Annotated in this window: 18 protein-coding genes and 2 pseudogenes; all 20 read left to right on the top strand. The window is 36.4% G+C overall.

From position 1 onward, the window contains the following. Nucleotides 1-15 precede the first annotated feature (15 nt). The 20 genes and pseudogenes from P304_RS0107605 (at nucleotide 16) to P304_RS0107505 (ending at nucleotide 18,535) form a co-directional block, all read left to right on the top strand. The gene (locus P304_RS0107605; RefSeq protein WP_034764701.1) at nucleotides 16-303 is read left to right on the top strand and encodes a nucleotidyltransferase family protein; all 288 of its coding nucleotides are present in this window, start codon (nucleotides 16-18) and stop codon (nucleotides 301-303) included. Then, on the top strand, nucleotides 296-760 hold the full coding sequence (locus tag P304_RS14625; protein ID WP_051321518.1) for a HepT-like ribonuclease domain-containing protein: 465 nt from the start codon (nucleotides 296-298) through the stop codon (nucleotides 758-760). The genes P304_RS0107605 and P304_RS14625 overlap by 8 nt, the downstream gene beginning before the upstream one ends. A gap of 35 nt (nucleotides 761-795) precedes the next feature. Then, nucleotides 796-906: pseudogene (locus P304_RS16635) on the top strand (S-adenosylmethionine synthetase N-terminal domain-containing protein); the annotation flags it as partial. Between the two features lie 119 nt (nucleotides 907-1,025). Then, complete coding sequence (locus P304_RS0107590) at nucleotides 1,026-2,228, top strand: UDP-N-acetylglucosamine 4,6-dehydratase (RefSeq protein WP_027390055.1); 1,203 nt, start codon at nucleotides 1,026-1,028, stop codon at nucleotides 2,226-2,228. Further along, nucleotides 2,228-3,364, top strand: coding sequence for a LegC family aminotransferase (locus P304_RS0107585; RefSeq protein ID WP_027390054.1), 1,137 nt, complete (start codon nucleotides 2,228-2,230; stop codon nucleotides 3,362-3,364). Before P304_RS0107590 ends, P304_RS0107585 begins: the two co-directional genes overlap by 1 nt. After that, on the top strand, nucleotides 3,361-3,939 hold the full coding sequence (locus tag P304_RS0107580) for an acetyltransferase (protein ID WP_027390053.1): 579 nt from the start codon (nucleotides 3,361-3,363) through the stop codon (nucleotides 3,937-3,939). The genes P304_RS0107585 and P304_RS0107580 overlap by 4 nt, the downstream gene beginning before the upstream one ends. Further along, nucleotides 3,936-4,934, top strand: a complete 999-nt coding sequence (neuB, locus tag P304_RS0107575; RefSeq protein WP_027390052.1) for an N-acetylneuraminate synthase — start codon at nucleotides 3,936-3,938, stop codon at nucleotides 4,932-4,934. Before P304_RS0107580 ends, neuB begins: the two co-directional genes overlap by 4 nt. 74 nt (nucleotides 4,935-5,008) lie before the next feature. Beyond that, complete coding sequence (gene neuC, locus P304_RS0107570) at nucleotides 5,009-6,184, top strand: UDP-N-acetylglucosamine 2-epimerase (protein ID WP_027390051.1); 1,176 nt, start codon at nucleotides 5,009-5,011, stop codon at nucleotides 6,182-6,184. After that, nucleotides 6,174-7,223, top strand: a complete 1,050-nt coding sequence (locus P304_RS0107565; protein WP_027390050.1) for a nucleotidyltransferase family protein — start codon at nucleotides 6,174-6,176, stop codon at nucleotides 7,221-7,223. The genes neuC and P304_RS0107565 overlap by 11 nt, the downstream gene beginning before the upstream one ends. Beyond that, nucleotides 7,223-7,918, top strand: coding sequence for an acylneuraminate cytidylyltransferase family protein (locus P304_RS0107560; RefSeq protein WP_027390049.1), 696 nt, complete (start codon nucleotides 7,223-7,225; stop codon nucleotides 7,916-7,918). Before P304_RS0107565 ends, P304_RS0107560 begins: the two co-directional genes overlap by 1 nt. Nucleotides 7,919-8,101: 183 nt before the next feature. Then, nucleotides 8,102-9,256 carry a hypothetical protein gene (locus tag P304_RS0107550; RefSeq protein WP_027390047.1) on the top strand — a complete coding sequence of 385 codons (1,155 nt, stop codon included), beginning with the start codon at nucleotides 8,102-8,104 and terminating at the stop codon, nucleotides 9,254-9,256. After that, nucleotides 9,249-10,493 carry a flippase gene (locus P304_RS0107545; RefSeq protein ID WP_027390046.1) on the top strand — a complete coding sequence of 415 codons (1,245 nt, stop codon included), beginning with the start codon at nucleotides 9,249-9,251 and terminating at the stop codon, nucleotides 10,491-10,493. The genes P304_RS0107550 and P304_RS0107545 overlap by 8 nt, the downstream gene beginning before the upstream one ends. Nucleotide 10,494: 1 nt before the next feature. Continuing rightward, nucleotides 10,495-11,622 (top strand): glycosyltransferase family 4 protein, encoded by a 1,128-nt coding sequence (locus P304_RS0107540; protein WP_027390045.1) that lies wholly within the window; start codon nucleotides 10,495-10,497, stop codon nucleotides 11,620-11,622. Continuing rightward, nucleotides 11,612-12,664, top strand: a complete 1,053-nt coding sequence (locus P304_RS0107535; protein ID WP_027390044.1) for a hypothetical protein — start codon at nucleotides 11,612-11,614, stop codon at nucleotides 12,662-12,664. The genes P304_RS0107540 and P304_RS0107535 overlap by 11 nt, the downstream gene beginning before the upstream one ends. Beyond that, nucleotides 12,654-14,162, top strand: coding sequence for a GMC oxidoreductase (locus P304_RS0107530; protein WP_027390043.1), 1,509 nt, complete (start codon nucleotides 12,654-12,656; stop codon nucleotides 14,160-14,162). The genes P304_RS0107535 and P304_RS0107530 overlap by 11 nt, the downstream gene beginning before the upstream one ends. Continuing rightward, the gene (locus tag P304_RS0107525; protein WP_027390042.1) at nucleotides 14,159-15,202 is read left to right on the top strand and encodes an NAD-dependent epimerase/dehydratase family protein; all 1,044 of its coding nucleotides are present in this window, start codon (nucleotides 14,159-14,161) and stop codon (nucleotides 15,200-15,202) included. Before P304_RS0107530 ends, P304_RS0107525 begins: the two co-directional genes overlap by 4 nt. Next, nucleotides 15,199-16,011, top strand: coding sequence for a glycosyltransferase (locus P304_RS0107520; RefSeq protein ID WP_027390041.1), 813 nt, complete (start codon nucleotides 15,199-15,201; stop codon nucleotides 16,009-16,011). Before P304_RS0107525 ends, P304_RS0107520 begins: the two co-directional genes overlap by 4 nt. A gap of 311 nt (nucleotides 16,012-16,322) precedes the next feature. Beyond that, nucleotides 16,323-17,102 (top strand): annotated as a pseudogene (locus P304_RS0107515) (NAD-dependent epimerase/dehydratase family protein); the annotation flags it as partial. 613 nt (nucleotides 17,103-17,715) lie between these two features. Continuing rightward, nucleotides 17,716-17,910, top strand: coding sequence for a hypothetical protein (locus P304_RS0107510; RefSeq protein ID WP_027390039.1), 195 nt, complete (start codon nucleotides 17,716-17,718; stop codon nucleotides 17,908-17,910). Nucleotides 17,911-18,241: 331 nt separating this feature from the next. Next, entirely contained in the window at nucleotides 18,242-18,535 is a 294-nt protein-coding gene (locus P304_RS0107505; RefSeq protein WP_027390038.1) for a hypothetical protein, read from the top strand. Nucleotides 18,536-18,636: the final 101 nt, after the last annotated feature.

Raw genomic sequence — 18,636 nt, 5'->3', positions numbered from 1 at the left:
CAGCGGAGGGATAACGTGCAAGAAAATATAACTCAGCAAATTGAATCCTTAAAACCCGAGCTGTATAACAGATTCGGTATAAAAAAGTTGGCTCTGTTCGGTTCATACGCGAAAGGGGAACAAACCGACAAAAGCGACGTAGATATAGTGATCATAGAGATGGAACGAAAAAATGGGTTTTTGATAGCAAAAGCGCAAAGATTCCTGAGTGAACAGTTACAAAAAAAAGTAGACATCGGGCTCCTAAGCGCCATGAACCCATATGTTAAAAAAAACATACAACAGGACATGATTTATGTCTAAGAGAGCAGCAGAATTATACCTGCTGGATATATTCGTAGCGATACTAAAAATCGAAGATACTTCCGGCAAATTCAGCGAAGCCCAAAGCCTATTATACGACTACAATGCGTGGGACAGTGTAATAAGAGAGTTTGAAATTATTGGCGAAGCTACCAAACGGTTAATACACCATGGTATTTTAGACGACTCAAGCAGAGTAGTTGTCGATTTTCGCAACCTCCTGATTCATAATTATTTTGGCGTTGATTGTGAAGAAGTATGGGATGTAATAAAAAGCGATTTGCCGCTATTCAAAGAAACCATAATAGAGAAAATATTTGCCATAGAAATAACGCTCATGAATGAACTGTTTGAAATCTATGAAACCCAAAACAGTTACCTCCCATTTGTCGCACGGGCATTTAAAAGTCTTGCACAGAACCAACAGCCAAAAAATAATCAGCCATTTCGTGGCTAACCTGCCTTTTATTCAAAATTAACAAAGGAGCCCCAATGACCCGCCTAACAACGCTTACATCCGTATCCGAAGGCCACCCCGACAAAATAGCTGACCAAATCTCCGACGCCATCATCGCCGAAGACCCCAAAGCCCGCGTCGCCTGCGGAAGCGCATCCGCCTTTAAAGCATAATTCCATGTCATTCCGTACTTGATGCGGAATCCATGCCCTTAGCTTAGCTGTTTTTCATTAAAAGTTTAACATTCAAAACTATAAGGTTACACATGAACACACTCTCTCTCATCGGCCGCACAAAAGAACTCTTTTCCGGCGATATATGTACCTACGCCACCGAGCTTTCTGAAATAGTTTCCAACTCCACATTCCTCGTTATTGGCGGTGCAGGAAGTATCGGGCAAGCAGTCAGCAAAGAAATATTCAAAAGAAACCCACGCAAACTGCATATTGTTGATATTTCAGAAAACAACATGGTGGAACTGGTACGCGACATTCGGAGTAGCTTTGGGTACATTGACGGTGATTTTGCCACCTTTGCACTTGATATTGGCAGTAACGCGTATGATGCCTTCATAAAACATCATGGACAGTACGACTACGTACTCAACCTTTCTGCCCTCAAACATGTACGGAGCGAAAAAGACCCATACACACTGATGCGGATGATAGAAACGAATATTTTCAATACCGATAAAACCCTACAACAATCAATCAACAATGGTACAAAAAAATACTTTTGCGTAAGTACCGATAAAGCCGCCAATCCCGTTAACATGATGGGAGCCAGCAAGCGAATAATGGAAATGTTCGCTATGCGTCAATCTGAGCAAATCAATGTTTCCATGGCACGATTCGCCAATGTTGCCTTTAGCGATGGCAGCCTTCTGCATAGCTTTAATCAACGGATACAAAAACAACAACCAATCGTTGCCCCCAATGATGTAAAAAGATATTTCGTCACACCTCAAGAATCGGGCGAGTTATGTCTAATGAGTTGCATCTTTGGTGAAAATCGCGATATCTTTTTCCCAAAGCTCAGTGAGAACTTGCACCTGATTACTTTTGCCGAAATAGCTATCAAATACCTAGAGGCATTAGGCTATGAACCTTACTTGTGTAAAGACGAAGATGAAGCGAGAGAATTTTTTATTAAAAATTCAGAATTAAATATTCAAAATTTAAAACAGTGGCCATGCCTGTTTACCGCGAGCGATACAACCGGCGAAAAAGACTTTGAAGAATTCTTTACCGACAATGAAACCCTTGACATGAATAAATTTGCGAACATCGGCATAATCAAAAACCAAGCTCTGTATGATAATGAAAAACTCAATGATTTCGAAAAAGTCATCAAAAAATTCCAAGCTACACTCGCTTGGACAAAAGAAGAAATACTTGCTGAGTTTTTTAAACTTATTCCCAACTTCGGGCATAAAGAAACCGGAAAATACCTCGATGGAAAAATGTAATGCATCAAATAATTGAATTTATTCGACAAACATTTAACACACAGGACTTTATCCCCCTCCACGAGCCACGATTTATTGGCAACGAAAAAAAATACCTTAACGACTGTATCGACACCACATACGTTTCGAGCGTTGGCAAGTACGTTGATGAGTTTGAATCGCAAATCGCCCACTATATTGGGAGTAAGTACGCTGTTGCCACCGTCAATGGCACCTCCGCCTTGCATATTGCCCTGAAACTTGCAAATGTTAGCCAAGGTGACGAAGTAATCACGCAACCATTGACATTCATAGCTACATGTAACGCAATAAGCTATTGCCAAGCCAGCCCTGTGTTTGTCGATGTTGATATCGACACCTTAGGCATGAGCCCACATGCCTTAGAGCAATTTTTAGAAAAACACTGCCAGCGCATAAACAATCAGTGCCACAACCGTACTACCGGAAAAATAATCAAAGCATGCGTTCCAATGCACACCTTTGGGCACCCTTGCCGTATCGAAGAAATCAAAACAATATGCGATGACTGGTACATCACAGTAATTGAAGATGCTGCCGAATCTCTTGGAAGTTATTATAAAGGGCGCCACACAGGAACCTTTGGCAAACTAGGCACACTCAGCTTTAACGGCAATAAAATTATTACCAGCGGAGGTGGTGGCGCTATAGTGACCGACGACGAAGCCCTCGCCAAAAAGGCAAAACACCTTACCACTACCGCCAAGATACCCCACCCCTACGAATATGTGCACGACGAAACAGGGTATAATTACCGCTTGCCCAATATTAACGCCGCATTACTCGTGGCACAGCTAGAAAACCTTGAAAACTTTCTGCGCTCTAAACGAGAATTAGCACGAATATACAGTAGCTATTTCGCAAACACTGAAATACAGTTTATAAAAGAACCCCAAAGCTCAAGCTCGAATTATTGGTTACAAGCTGTTATGCTTAAAGATGAAAAACAACGAAATGAATTTTTAGAATACACCAATAAAAACGGCGTTATGACGCGCCCAATTTGGCGATTGATGAATAAACTGGAAATGTATAAAAATTGCCAGTGTAGCGATCTAAAGAACTCAAAATACCTAGAAGAGAGAGTTGTGAATATTCCAAGCTCGGTACGAATATGAAAAATGATTATATAATCCTCATCGGTGGTGGCGGTCATTGCCACAGCGTGATAGATGTTATTGAACAACAAAACCGGTACCATATATACGGTATCGTTGATAAAAAAGAAAATATCGGCAATAAAGTTTTAGGCTACCCAGTTATAGGCGATGATGAAGATTTGCCAGAATTAGCAAAAGTATGCCCCAAAGCGATCATCACCATAGGGCATATTCGTACCAATGAAATACGCGTAAAAATATTTCACTTATTAAAAAAGCTTAATCTCGAACTCCCAACAATCATTTCTCCACTCGCATATGTCTCAAAACATGCCACTATTGCTGAAGGGACAGTTGTTATGCACCATGCTCTTGTAAATGCAAACGCTAAAATAGGGGTTAACACTATCATCAACAGCAAAGCGCTTATAGAACATGACGTTACTGTAGGTGACCACTGCCACATATCAACCGCTAGCGTGTTAAACGGCGGTGTTACCGTTGCAAATAACACTTTTTATGGCAGCAATGCCACCTCAAAACAAAATATAATCATCAATGACTTTATCAAAGCGGGGAGTGTTGTAAAATGAATTCCGTTTTTATCATCGCCGAAGCCGGCGTAAATCATAATGGCTCGCTAGGTTTAGCCAAACAACTCATTGAAATAGCCGCGAAAGCGGGTGCTGATGCTGTAAAATTTCAAACCTTTCAAGCCAATACGCTTGTCAGTAAAAAAGCACAAAAAGCAGAGTATCAGAAACAAACAACCGATGCCCAAGAATCACAATACGATATGATAAAGAAACTTGAACTTACCGAAGCGATGCATATTGAACTCATTAACCACTGCAAACATCATCAAATCGAATTCCTATCCACTCCGTTTGATAACAATAGCATTGATTTATTAAATAAACTCGGCATGAATACCTTTAAAATTCCCAGTGGAGAAATCACCAATTTGCCCTACTTGCGTCACATTGGTGAATTGCAAAAACACATTATCTTATCAACTGGCATGGCAGACCTCGGTGAAGTAGAAGATGCCCTTGATATTTTGGTAGCATCTGGTACGCCACTAGAGAATATTACCGTACTTCACGCCACAACCGAATACCCTTGCCCCATACAAGAAGTGAACCTACGCGCTATGCAAACTATCAAACAAGCTTTTGGAGTGAAAGTTGGCTATTCCGACCATACTCAAGGAATCGAAATCCCCATCGCTGCCGTTGCCATGGGAGCAACCATAATCGAAAAACACTTTACACTCGACCGCAATATGGAAGGGCCAGACCATAAGGCAAGCTTAGAACCCGCAGAATTACAAGCAATGGTTGATGCCATACGCAATATCGAAAAAGCTCTTGGTGATGGTAAAAAAAAACCTACCTCAAGCGAAGCAAAAAATAAGCCTGTCGCAAGAAAAAGCCTCGTTGCAGCAAAAACGATAAAAGTAGGCGAAATATTAAACAGTGATAACGTATGCATTAAACGACCAGGAAATGGCATAAACCCTATGCGTTGGGATGAAGTAATGGGAACCAAGGCAATCAAGAATTATAACGAAGATGATTTGATTTAAGGAGAGCAGTTTGGAGCTAATTAGCAAAACCACAGAAAGAACAAGCGGTGGAAAATTTCCACTGGTGAGATAAAATGACTAAACGTAAAATATGCATAATCACCGGCACCCGCGCTGAATATGGGCTTTTGTATTGGTTAATGAAGGCTATTGCAACCGACAACGATTTTGAGTTGCAATTGATAGTTACCGGCATGCATCTTTCGCCAGAGTTTGGCCTGACATACAAGGAAATCGAAAAAGAATTTCGTATCGATAAAAAAATCGAAATGCTCCTTTCTTCTGATACCCCCATTGGAATATCAAAATCAATTGGCCTAGCCCAAATTGGCTTTGCCGAAGCCTATGCAGAGATCAAGCCTGATATGGTTGTAGTTCTTGGCGATAGATATGAGATATTTGCAGCCGCCTCAGCTGCGATGATCGCACGCATTCCTATTGCCCACTTACACGGCGGCGAAACTACCGAAGGGGCTTTTGATGAAGCAATCCGCCATAGCATTACAAAAATGGCGCACTTACACTTTACGGCGGCAGAAGAATACCGCAATAGAGTTATTCAACTCGGCGAACACCCCTCAAGAGTCTTTAATGTAGGAGGACTAGGGATAGAAAACATTAAACGTTTGCGACTTTTGAGCCGCGAAGAGTTCGAAAAATCAATTAACTTTACTTTAAATAAAAAAAACATACTGGTCACCTTTCATCCAGTCACGTTAGAACAACAAACGGCTCAAGCTCAATTTCAAAGCCTCTTAGATGCCATTAGCGAACTGCGTGACACGCACATAATTTTTACAAAAGCCAACAGCGACACCGATGGAAGAATTATCAACCAAATGATAGATGATTATACAAACTGCAATCTGCAAAAGTCAGTTAGCTTTACATCACTCGGGCAACTGCGTTATTTAAGTGCCCTGCAATATGTTGACGCAGTTGTTGGCAATAGTTCAAGTGGGCTCATCGAGGCACCAAGCTTTAAGATTGGGACTATCAATATAGGTGATCGGCAAAAAGGACGCATAACTGCAACAAGCGTTATCGATTGCATACCTACGAAAGAAGGAATTTCCAACGCATTTAAAGAACTATATTCTCATGATTTCCAGAAAACCCTCACGCAAACACAGAATCCTTATGGTGATGGATGTGCGAGCGAAGAAATAGTCAAAATAGTAAAACAAGTGGAGATAAGTTCGCTTCTAAAGAAAACATTTTACAATATAGGTTTAACCAATGAAAAATAACATTGACCATCTTAGAATCACACCCAATGCAAGCATGCATTATGCGTTACAGGTAATTGACAAAGGTGCGGTACAAATAGCTCTTGTGGTCGATGAAGTTGGGAAATTACTCGGCACGCTTACTGATGGAGATATCCGTAGAGGCCTGCTGAAAGGTTTGTCGCTTGAAAGCTCAGTTGAGTCAATTTACTACCGCACACCTACAGTAGCAATGGTAACAGATACCAATGAAGCTATTCTACAAATAGCCTTACGCAAAAAGCTCCATCAAATTCCTATCATCAACGAAGAGGGTAAAGTTGTCGCTCTACGAGAGATAGATGACCTTGTACAACCAAGTCAAAAAAGCAATAAAGTAGTCTTAATGGCTGGTGGACTCGGGAAGCGATTGGGCGACTTAACCCGTAACACCCCAAAGCCGATGCTAAATGTCGGCAATAAGCCTATCCTACAAACCATAATTGAGTCTTTTTCCAAAAGTGGCTACACAAGCATAGTTCTCAGCGTGAACTACTTATCACACAAGATTGAAAACTATTTCGGTGATGGCAGTAATTTTGGCGTAACCATCGAATACGTTCATGAAACGGAGCGTATGGGAACCGCTGGAGCATTAAGCTTAATGCGCAATATGCTTTCAGAACCGTTTTTTGTTATGAATGCAGACTTATTAACCAATGTTGATTTTGAAAAACTTCATCAGTTTCATATTATGCAAAACCCTGTGGCCACTATGGCAGTACGCGAATATGATTTCCAAGTCCCATATGGTGTAGTGAATATAGAAGACGACAGGGTTACATCAATCATTGAAAAACCAGTGCATAAATTTTTTGTAAGCGCTGGCATATATATGTTGTCGCCAGCCGTTCTAGAATATGTGCCGGATGGACATTTTTTTGATATGCCAAGTCTTTTTGATAAACTCATTCAAGAAGGGCAATATGCATCTTCTTTTCCTATACATGAATACTGGTTAGATATTGGGCGGATGAGTGATTTCGAGCGCGCCAATGATGAATTTAATGGGGTGTTTTAATGTATAAAGGAAAAAGTTTTTTGGCGATTATACCAGCACGAGGTGGAAGTAAAAGATTGCCAAGAAAAAATGTACTTGATCTTGCTGGCAAACCACTTATTGCTTGGACAATTGAAGCTGCTCAGAAGTCCAAATTTATTGATAGAGTTATTGTTTCTACTGATGACGCTGAAATAGAAGCAGTAGCTCATAAATGGACAACAGAAACTATCAAACGCCCATCTTCTCTTGCAACAGACACCGCAACAAGCGTAGATGTTGTGTTGCATGTCATCGAGGCAGTTGAAGAAAAATATGACTATGTAGTACTACTGCAACCAACGTCGCCACTAAGGACAACCATTCATATTGACGAGGCAATAGAGCTTTTAATTGAAAAAAGTGCTGATGCCATAATTTCTGTGTGCGAAGTTGAACACAATCCATTGTGGTGTAATACTATTCCAGAAGATGGTAGCATGCAGAGCTTTATAAAGGATGAGAGCAAAAATAAACGGAGCCAAGATTTGCCTAAATACTATAGACTTAACGGTGCTGTATATATTTGCAATACAAGAAAGCTTCTCAACGAAAAAAACTTTTTTTTAAATGATAATATCTACGCATATATGATGGCAAAGTACAACTCAATAGATATAGATACCGATATAGATTTTATTGTAGCAGAAGTAATAAAAGGAACTATTCATGTATAATACCGAATTATGCGAAATAGCAGATTCATACGCAAACGGGCGGCAGAGAGGGATGTGTATCCTGTTACATCGCCATGGCGAGTACACTCGCACTAAGCAAAATAAACGCGCACGTAGAGTCGTCTGTCGAATGCAAACAATGCTGGAAAAAGTCACGAGCATGGCCATTCGAATGGTTCGTTTATGAAAAAGATAGGTTTAATATTCGAAAATAACAAAGAATTAGTAGAGCTGCTTGCGGTATTGGAGAATCTACAAAAAAATGATAAAATTTATTACATAAAGATAATATCCCCAACAAATATTTACATGGATTCTAAAGCAAATGAGTTGCTTTCGCAACTTAGCGAAAACACAGAAGTCTTCTATTTACAAGCACCTACGAAAAAAGAATATTTCGAATTATCTAAACTTGAAAAAATTATATTTTTATTGAAAACACGAAAAATAATAAAAAATTACTTCAATGATGTTTGCTTAGTGCTATCTGGAGTTCAGACAATTTTTTCTAGAATCATGTACAAAGCAACAAGAAGATATCGCATCCCCTTTTTTGTATATCATCGACATCTGATCTTTTCATGTCCGCAGAACAGTACTAATCGACTTTGCAGCAATTCGTTAATCCAATCATTACTTTTTATGTTTAATTTAGATGAATTTTTTATACCTACACCAAATGTAGGTTTTGCTGATAAGTATCTAGTGCTAGGGGAACTTAATAAAAAATATTTAATGGATCATAAAGTAGCAGATGAGGCTGTGCATGCTACTGGCTCATTGGAATATGATAATATCAGCAGAATCAATATCCCGATACATGAAGATAAGCGTACTAAGGTATGTTATGTAACAAGCTCATTTGAGCGGGCAGGGAATCAACTTGGCGAAAAAAATCAAGTTTATAAGATTGAAAAAATCATAGAGTTTATTAAGAATAACGACGTATATGAACTGGCTATTAGAGTACACCCAAGAGAGAGATATCAGAAATATCAATACCTACAAGAAAAATATCCGTTCATAAAATTGGAATATCCTATAGGGAAAAGTGTTATTGAAGACTTAGCGCACTATGATTTAATAGTTGGATGGTTCTCAACAGCTCTGTTCGAAATAGCCCTATTAGGTAAACCGATTTTATTTTATTGCTTAAATAACGAAATTGATGAATACAAGGCTATTTTGGAGCATATTCCTCCCAGTCTCGTAATATCAAATCTTGACAATGGCCTAGCCGGGCATCCTTTCGATGCCAAAAAGATCATTTTGTACGATAGAAATGAAAAAGCAGCTGACAGAATTGTAAATATATTGAAAAAACAATTAAATGCATAAAGCACTGTCGGTCGATCAACAAAGGGTATTAAAAAATATTATTTCCCTTTTTGCATTACAGGGCACTAATTATATACTACCACTATTAACAATACCTTATTTAGTGCGAGTATTGGGACTAGAGTATTTTGGATTATTAGCTTTTGCGACAGCATTTACAATGTACTTTATGGTACTTACTGATTATGGTTTTAACTTATCTGCAACAAATCAAATAGCTATAAATAAAGAAAATAAGCAAAAAGTTAATGACATATTCGTATCGGTTTTGACTATCAAATTTATACTAGCTATTTTTGGGTTTTTTATTATGATAGGGATAGTTTCTTTGATACCAAAATATCAAAGTGATTTAAATGTATTTATATTTATATATGGGATGGTAGTTGGTCAAGCTTTGATACCTCTTTGGCTATTTCAAGGTTTAGAGACTATGAAATACATGACATATTTTAATATATTGGCAAAGTTTATCGCTACAGGATCTATTTTTATTTTTGTTCAAGAGCAGAGTGATTATTTCTTGGTGCCAATATTAACTTCGTTAGGATTTATAACAGCTGGGTTATTTTCACTTTATTGGGCATTTAGAGAATTCAATATGAAGTTTTATGTACCTTCTCAAACACAATTGGTAATACAATTAAAAGATGGCTGGCATGTATTTATCAATAATGTTTTTGTAAATTTATACTCTACTACCAATACTGTTATCTTAGGATTGTTAACAAATAATACAATAGTTGGCTACTATAGTCTTGCAGAAAAAATTGTAGGTGCTATATCTGGACTTTTCGTTCCTGTTACGCAAGCACTTTACCCATATATGTCTTCTGTTTTTAAAGAAAATAAAAATAAATTTAGAATTATTTTTCATAAGACTATATTGTCTTATTTTATAATATCTATAGTTTTGTCATTATTTGTTTTTACTTTAAATGAACAAATAATAAAGCTAATTTCTGGTGATGTAAACTATAATATTTCATCTATTTTATATATTTTGAGTTTTTACTTAATGATTAGCTCACAGGGTGCTTTATTTACTCAAATGTTTATTATTAAAGCAAAAACAGACTTATTTTTGAAAGTAGTGAAATATACTTTATTCACAAATATTATTTTAATATTGCCATTGGTTTATTTATATGATGGTGTAGGTTTGGCATATGTTGTTGTATTTTCACAATTTGTACATATGTTTTTTAATTTGAAATATTATATAAGGACTCTCTAATTTGAAAAATAAAATACACAATATATCAGTAGTGAAATATGATGTAGCTAACGGGTTAAGCGGAGTACTTAAAAATTATAGAAATATATTTGCTGAGGATATGACATTTAGCCAACCAGGAACTATAAAAAGTAATTCAAAAAAAATTAAAACAAATAGTCAAAGTAAAGTCTTTACTTTCTTAAAGAATATTAAATTATTGAAATATTTATCATTTTTCTATTACGCTAGAATAGCTTTCAATAAATTACAAAAAGAAAATATTCAAAAAAATGATTGGATACTTTTTCATGATCCATTTAGTTTATTTTATGCAACGGTTTTAGATAAAGTTAGAATTAAAAAGTTACATAATAATTTAATATTTTTTAATCATTCTATAGGTGATCCGAAAGAACAAATTGATTATCGTTATGATTGTTGGTTCACAAGATTAATTACTAAATTTATTTTTAAGTTTATTCGTACAACATTAAATACTTCACATATCTTAAACTTATCTCAATCAGCACTAGATAATTTTAATTCAACTTATGGAATTTCTCACTTAAACACTTTTGTTATAGAAAACTATTTGCCAAGTAAAGGCAAGGTAAATTCTGAATCTGATTTTGACAACATTAATATTTATATAGTTGGGACAATTTCTAAAATCAAGCGACAGATTGAAATTTTAAATCAATTACCAAAAGATTTTTACAATATTAAACTTGCAGGATCTATAATGGATGGCTTTTCGATGCATGATATTGAGAAAATACCTTGCGCAGAATATCTCGGAATTCTTCATAAACCATACGAGATGTTTAAAAAAGGAGATATTTTGCTATCAGTAAGTTCTAGTGAGGGATTACCTTTAAGTATGATTGAAGCACTTAGGGAAGGCTGTGTTATATTAGCTACGGATGTCGGAGGCTGCAATAGAGTTTGCATCAATGGAAAAAATGGAATCTTATTACATAAAGATTTTAAAATCAGTGAATTAATAGAATCGCTAGATAATATTATTCCTGATAAAAAGCTTATAAAACAATACTCAGATTATTCTTTAAACCTTTTTGAACAACACTATTCATCTAAATCAGGTTATGATTTTTTTAAGAGGTATTTTAACACCAATGAATATTGATGTAAAAAAAATACTAATTTTTATGTATATTATAGTTCCTACTATTTTTTACTTAATTCCATTAATTGTTTATTTTGTTTTTGGGGAATTCTGTGTATTTTTTTCTTCAAAATATTGTACAAATTTTAATGAGTTGATTAGTTTATTGATTGGACATTTTTTATTAGGAACATTGGTTGTATTGACATTAAAGAAATCTAAATATGATCTGAAGTTCAAAAAAGAGTCTTTGCATTTAAATTTTTTAGCTTTAATAATTCTAGTTGGAGTTTCTATTTCATCAGGAATTGTTCAAGCATTATTATTTAGTTTATTTTTCGTTGTAATGGCTAATATTAGTATATCCAAAATGTTTGCTTTATTATTATTAATAGTTTCATTTCTAGTTCTTATCCTTTTTGAACAAAGAACTTTATTGGTTTTAGTTTCCATTATAGTATTTATTAAATTTATAGCTTCAAGAACTTATTTTCAATTATTTTTATTAGTATTATTTGCAATCTTTATGCTTGTATATGTTCTACAACCATTAAGATATGGGCAAATTCCTTTTTCTGAATATCAAAATGTAACTATGGCTCTAGGGTATTTGTATCAGCACCTTTCACCAGTATATTACACAGCATATTTAGCAAATTCAATTGATTTTTCTACTGTTAAGTTATTGGTTGAATTTATTCCTCTTGGTAAATCAATATTTGGAGAACCAGGTGCTGCAGAATTTATATCACAACAAGGACTAGCAGGTAGTTTTTTAGATGAAGGATTGAGGCTTGGTAGTAATTCTAGCATGTACTTTTCTATAATAGGAATACCGATATTGTTATTTATTGTAAGCATAATAAAATTTGAAATTGAATTTTTAAAATCAAAAATTTTAACTAATTCAATTTTACTCTATTTAGTTGTTCAAGGATCATTTTTTATCAGAAGGTCATTCGCATCATATATGATTGATATATTGCTTATTACATTTTGGGTAGTAATTATTAGCATAATTATTCAAACAATAAAAAAAAGGAAACAAAGATATGATATTTAATAATATTTCTAGACTAATAAAGACTAAAATTTGTATCATCGGTAGCGGTATCGGTGGTGGAACACTAACTCAAAAACTAACAGAAGAAAATAAAGAGTTCGTCATCATAGAAGCTGGTGAGTGGAGTGGAGATAGTGAGAATGTTTCTTATGAAAATAGAGGGCTTGATTTTGGAGTGAGAAGTACTACTACTGTACAAATAGGTGGTACTAGTAATCTTTGGCATGGTGTACTTGCACCTCTTGATAAGATAGACTTTAAAAAAAGAGACTGGATACCAAAAAGTGGATGGGCTATAAATTTAGAAGAATTGGAGCCTTACTACAAAAAAGCTAGTGAAGTTCTCAAAGTAGAAAAGTATGAGTATTTTGAAAAAGATAGTTTAAGTGATGAACTCAAAACTCAGCTAGATAATCTAGTTTGCAATAGAGAGTATCTTAAAAATAAGCTTTTTCAACAATCAGTTCCTCATGTAAATTTTAAAGATGTGGTAAAAAAGATATGTGAACATAGTGATAAACAACATCTTTACTACAACACTACAGCACTAGAATTTATTAACGAAAATGGAAAAATTTCTAAGCTAAAAGTTGGAAATAGTGATGGCAGTTTTTCATATGTAGAAGCTGATGAGTTTATTGTGTGTAGTGGCGCACTTGAAACTCCAAGATTGCTTTTAAACTCACATATTGAAAATGAAAATATCGGTAAATATCTTATGGATCATCCTATGGGAAATCTTTGTCAATTGGAGTTTTTAAATCCATCTAAATACCCAATATACTCAGATACAAAATATAGCTCAAATATGAAGATAAAAACGGGGCTTGAACTAACCGATGAAAAACAAAAAGAGCTAAAACTACCAAATCATAACTTTTATTTAAGACCTTCATTTGTAAAGGGTATCGATAATGAATCTGAGAAAGTGAAGCTTTCTTTGTTGGCTTTTAAAGATGGTGGAGTCAGTGTAAAAGATGTATGGAAAGTAATTACAAATATAAATGTGATCAGACAAATAGTAGCTTATAAGTTTTCACTTGATGTGACTTTTAAATATGCTGATTTATTTTTCGTAACAGAACAAATACCAAATGAAAATAGTTATGTAGGCTTATCACAACAAAAAGATAAATGGGGATATAAGAAATCACTCGTAAAATGGCAAGTAAGTGATGAAGATATTCAGAGTGTAAAAATATGGTTTGAACTCCTTCTAACTGAACTTTTTCCAAAAGAGTATTATAAATTTACGCACACATTGGACGATTTTAACTGGGAAGAGATATTTACAAGTGCTATCCATCATGTAGGGACTTGTAGAATGGGACATGATAAAAATGAAGGGGTAGTAGATAAAAATCTAAAAGTATTTGGAATAGATAATCTTTATGTATGTGATGGTTCTATCTTTACAACAGCTGGAAATGTGAACAATGGATTGACAATATCTGCTTTTGCTTGCAGATTGGCAGAGCATTTAGGAAGTGATAAATGAGAGTATCAGTCACAGGTGGAAGTGGATTTATTGGAAGTAAGTTTATAGAACTATTTGCTGATAAATTTAAGAGTATTAAATCGCTAGATAGTAAGAGTTTCCCATTGGATAATTATGAACAGATTTTGGATGCTACAAAAGATATAGATATATTGGTTCATACAGCATTTGACCATAACTATAAAAATAATATATCAGGAATAAAAAATATTTTAAAAGCTTGTGAGCAAAATGGTATTAAAAAACTGATACATATAAGTACAGTTTCTGTCTATGAACCAGATGCTAAAGGAGTACTTAATGAAAACTCGCCTTACTCAAAACTCAACGACCCATATTCAAAAGAAAAAAGAAAAATCGAGCAAGAGATAGAAAAGTATAAAAACAGAGCTTTTGATATAATCATTCTCCAACCAACGATTGTATATGGATTAGGTGGAAACTGGACTAAATATGCTCTTCATGTATGTAAAGCTAAAGAAGTACGACTATCAGACAGCGGAAATACGGTTTGCAATGCAGTACATGTAGATGATGTAGCAAATGCTATATATCAATCATGTCTAAGTAATGTGAAGTTTGAAAAATTCTTGATAAGTGGAAAGGGCACAATTACATGGAAAGAATTTTATTCAAGACATTGTGAATTGTTAAGAGAACTCAACTTACCATCAAATTGCGATATACAAAATAGTACAAATGAAAATGAATTTCATAAAAAGAAGTTGGTTGATGTGGTATTTCAACTATGGTTTAAAACACCATTTGGTAATGTATTTGATCTGATGATTGGAGTACTTAAAAAACTTAGAGCTAAAAGTTATTCAAATACTAATAGTAAAGAAGAGTTGAAAGAATTTTTACAAAGTGAAGTGAGTGAAAATATACTTGAGCCTTTGGCTATTACTAAAAAAGTACATGATTGTGATTTTGAAATTGAGAGCTCAAAAGCTAAGGAACAGCTTAAATATCAGCCTTTAGTCAATTTTGATGATGGCATGTCTTGTTTTAAAAGAAATCTCATTAAGATTCTGAAATGAAATTTTCTGTATTACTATCTATTTACCATAAAGAGGCTCCAGATTTCTTTAACCGCGCAATGCGGAGCATTTGGGATGAGCAGAGCGTCAAACCAAATGAAATTGTATTAGTTCAAGATGGCCCACTTACGCAAGATTTATATGATGCAATTAATACTTGGAAAGAGAAGCTTGGAGGAGTCCTAAAATGCGTTCCGCTACAAGAAAATGTTGGTTTAGGTGACGCGCTTAACATTGGAATTAAAAATTGCAGTTTTGACCTTATCGCAAGAATGGACACTGATGACATATCAATGCCAGATAGATTTCAAAAGCAGCTAGAAGTATTCGAAAAAATGGATATTGATGTTTGCAGCTCATGGGTTAGCGAATTTAGCACCAATGAATTGGCGGTTGATTCTGTCAGGAAAGTTCCTGAGCTACATAGTGATATTGTTGTTTTTGCCAAATCTCGCTGCCCACTCAATCACCCTGCTGTGATGTATAGAAAATCTATCATTGAGCAGGCAGGCAGCTATAAAAAAATGATGTGGTTTGAGGACTATTATCTTTGGGCAAGATGCATAATGATTGATGCAAAACTATATAACATCCAAGAGCCGTTAGTGCACATGAGAGCTGGTCTAGGCCAACTTGAGCGTAGAAGCGGCCTTGAGTACGCCATTGCTGAATTAATATTCCTTTGGGAACTTCGAAATATGGGGTATTTATCTAACATACTTTTCTTACGGGGAGCGATTTTAAGATTCGTGTCGAGAATACTACCTAAGGTCTTGGTTCGTAAAATATATAACATCCTCCGCGACTAGGAGCCTGTCAACATACTAACATCCCGCATTTCCGCCCGTGCGCAACGTGGCGAAGTTAAAGTATTTAAAATTAGCAACTTGAGCTACTGGCATCGTTACGGCGATCTTACAACGAAAATCCCTAATCTGTTGATAAGAAATAGCTTATAGCAATTCTCGTTACAGTTACCCGTGAATGCAGGTTACATGCTGCCTGGTATACTTCCCTTTTGGAAGCAAGACAGTAGAAGCAACAACAGGACGGCCACGTTAAAATGCATAGATTGCGCCAGACGAATACTGTGATCCAGCCGTAAGAGAATAGAGCTTGACGTATTGATGTGCGACCCAAAAGCCTATATGACGAAGTAAATGTGGATGGTGCCCGCAATATTTGTGCGTTGGCGCGGCAGAAGGGAATTCAGCATATTGTATTTACCAGTAGTGTGGCGGTGTATGGCTTTGCCCCTGCTGGCACGGATGAGTCTGGTGCTATAAATTATTTTAATGACTATGGTCGTACAAAGTGGTTGGCAGAAGGTATTTTCCGCGAATGGCATGCTGAAGATCCACAGAACAGGACTTTAGTTATTGTGCGCCCGACGGTGGTTTTTGGTGAGCAAAACCGTGGCAATGTGTTTAATTTACTGCGGCAGATTGCTAGTGGAAAATTTATCATGATTGGCGATGGAACGAATTGTAAATCGATGGCGTATGTCGAAAATGTAGCGGCTTTTTTAGAGCATAGCCTGAGTTTTGTGCCAGGCGTGCATGTGTATAATTACATTGATAAGCCTGATTTTGATATGAATACCCTTGTTGGTATTGTGCGCAATAAGCTTGGCAAAGGTGGTGGGGTTGGCACGCGCCTTCCATATTGGGCTGGTTTGTGCGCGGGCTATGTGTTTGATGCGTTGGCAAGTGTTACGGGAAAGTCGTTTCCGGTGAGTAGTATTCGGGTAAAAAAATTCTGTGCTACTACTCAGTTTGAAACGTCTTTAGCCCAGACTGGCTTTATTGCTCCGGTTCCGTTGTCTGAAGGTTTACAGCGGACGGTGAGTTATGAGTTTTTAGAGGAGCATGACCGGAGTCAGGTGTTTTTCACGGAATAGGGATAGATTATTTTGTATTGGCGCGAATGGTCAGTTTGGGTTTGAGCTGATGCGTGTTTTGGGTGATAAGGCTGTGGGTGCTGGCCGTTGCACGCTGGATATTTGTAATGAAAATGGTGTGTTGGTTGGGTAATGTTGAATAAAAGGCAGAGATCTCTCACTGCGTTCGAGATGACGGGTGAGTAGAGTTCGAGATGACGGGTGGTGTTCGAGATGACGGGTTAGTAGAGTTCGAGATGACAGTCGCGTGCTTGGTGGTCTTTTTGTCATTTCGAGCGAAGCGAGAAATCTCATGAAAAAGGCAGAGCTCTCTCACTGCGTTCGAGATGGCTAAGGAGTTGTGAGTGAGATAACGGTTGGTATGTGCAATAGCGGTGCAGCAGAGCCATCAAGGGAGTTCAACCACTTGATGGTGTTTGCGCATCGAAAATTATAATAAGCTGAAAAAAATCGGGCAGTTTTTTGGTTCCCTTCAGCCGTTTGTGATGCAATAATAGTCCTACGAGAGAGTAGGGCAGTGCCGTACTGTAGCGTAAATTGAAGTGAGACCCCAAAAATTGCATGCAGTTCTTGATGTATAAATAATTATTCTGTGTCTTCAAAAGGAGTATGCATGTTTGAGAAGCTTGGTTCTATACTTAAGAAGAAAAAAGAGATCCCTTCAAGCATCGAAAAGCAGGAACAACTAAAAGTCGATCTGGTTGCGCGCTATTGCAATGGTAATGTTAGTTTGCAACGCGGAAATTTTATTACACAAACGGAGTTGGCCAAAAAAGAGCAAGGTATCTTTGCTCACAGATTTGTGTAGGCTCCTGTTTTGCTATTTACTGAAGTGCACAAGGCCAAAATCACAAAGCTTATCTAGGTATTCAGGGCTGCGGAAAAGTAGCTTAAGCACTCTGAGCACGATACCAACGAACTTTCCATTCCGTCTATCAATCAGCTTCGTTATGTTGCGTTTCATCTGATAGAGTCTCTTGACTCAGGCAGTAGCAAAAAGGTTGAAGAAGAGCTTGAAAAAGCCATAAACCACGCCCAAAGAGCTCGGTTTGATGCTGTCGAAATAGGGATTGTGTATTATCTGGAAAAGATCAAAATCTTTCAGGAAGATTACAGCACCTATACAAGAGACACTGGAGGTGCTACCGAACTATATCGATCATCTCACAAAAGCACAAAATGCTTCAGATCAGCTCCAGTCAATCAAAGATCATGAAAAAGATCGCGAAGAATACTATCAAGATACAGCACCCTATTATCAGGCGCTTAAAGATGTCTATCTGTCATTCCAAACTGCTATCCCGCTAATTAATAAAAAGATAGAAGAAAACAACGATAAAAGCAGAAGAGACAATAAGAGATTTATTATCAATGCAGGGCTGACATTGCTGGGGATTGTGGCAATGGTCTTGCTGGCTGTACTTGCAAGTTAAGCCTAGTCAAAATGATACGCTAAGGTCTTTTATTGAGTTAACCAAATCACATGATAAGAACATGAAGCATGGGTGAATAGCCAACGATTAAGGCTTGAAAT

It is taken from the genome of Chrysiogenes arsenatis DSM 11915 (genome assembly GCF_000469585.1).
Classification (GTDB): Bacteria; Chrysiogenota; Chrysiogenetes; order Chrysiogenales; family Chrysiogenaceae; genus Chrysiogenes; species Chrysiogenes arsenatis.
The sequence above is the reverse complement of the archived record's forward strand: the minus strand, read 5'-3'. Positions and strand labels throughout refer to the sequence as shown.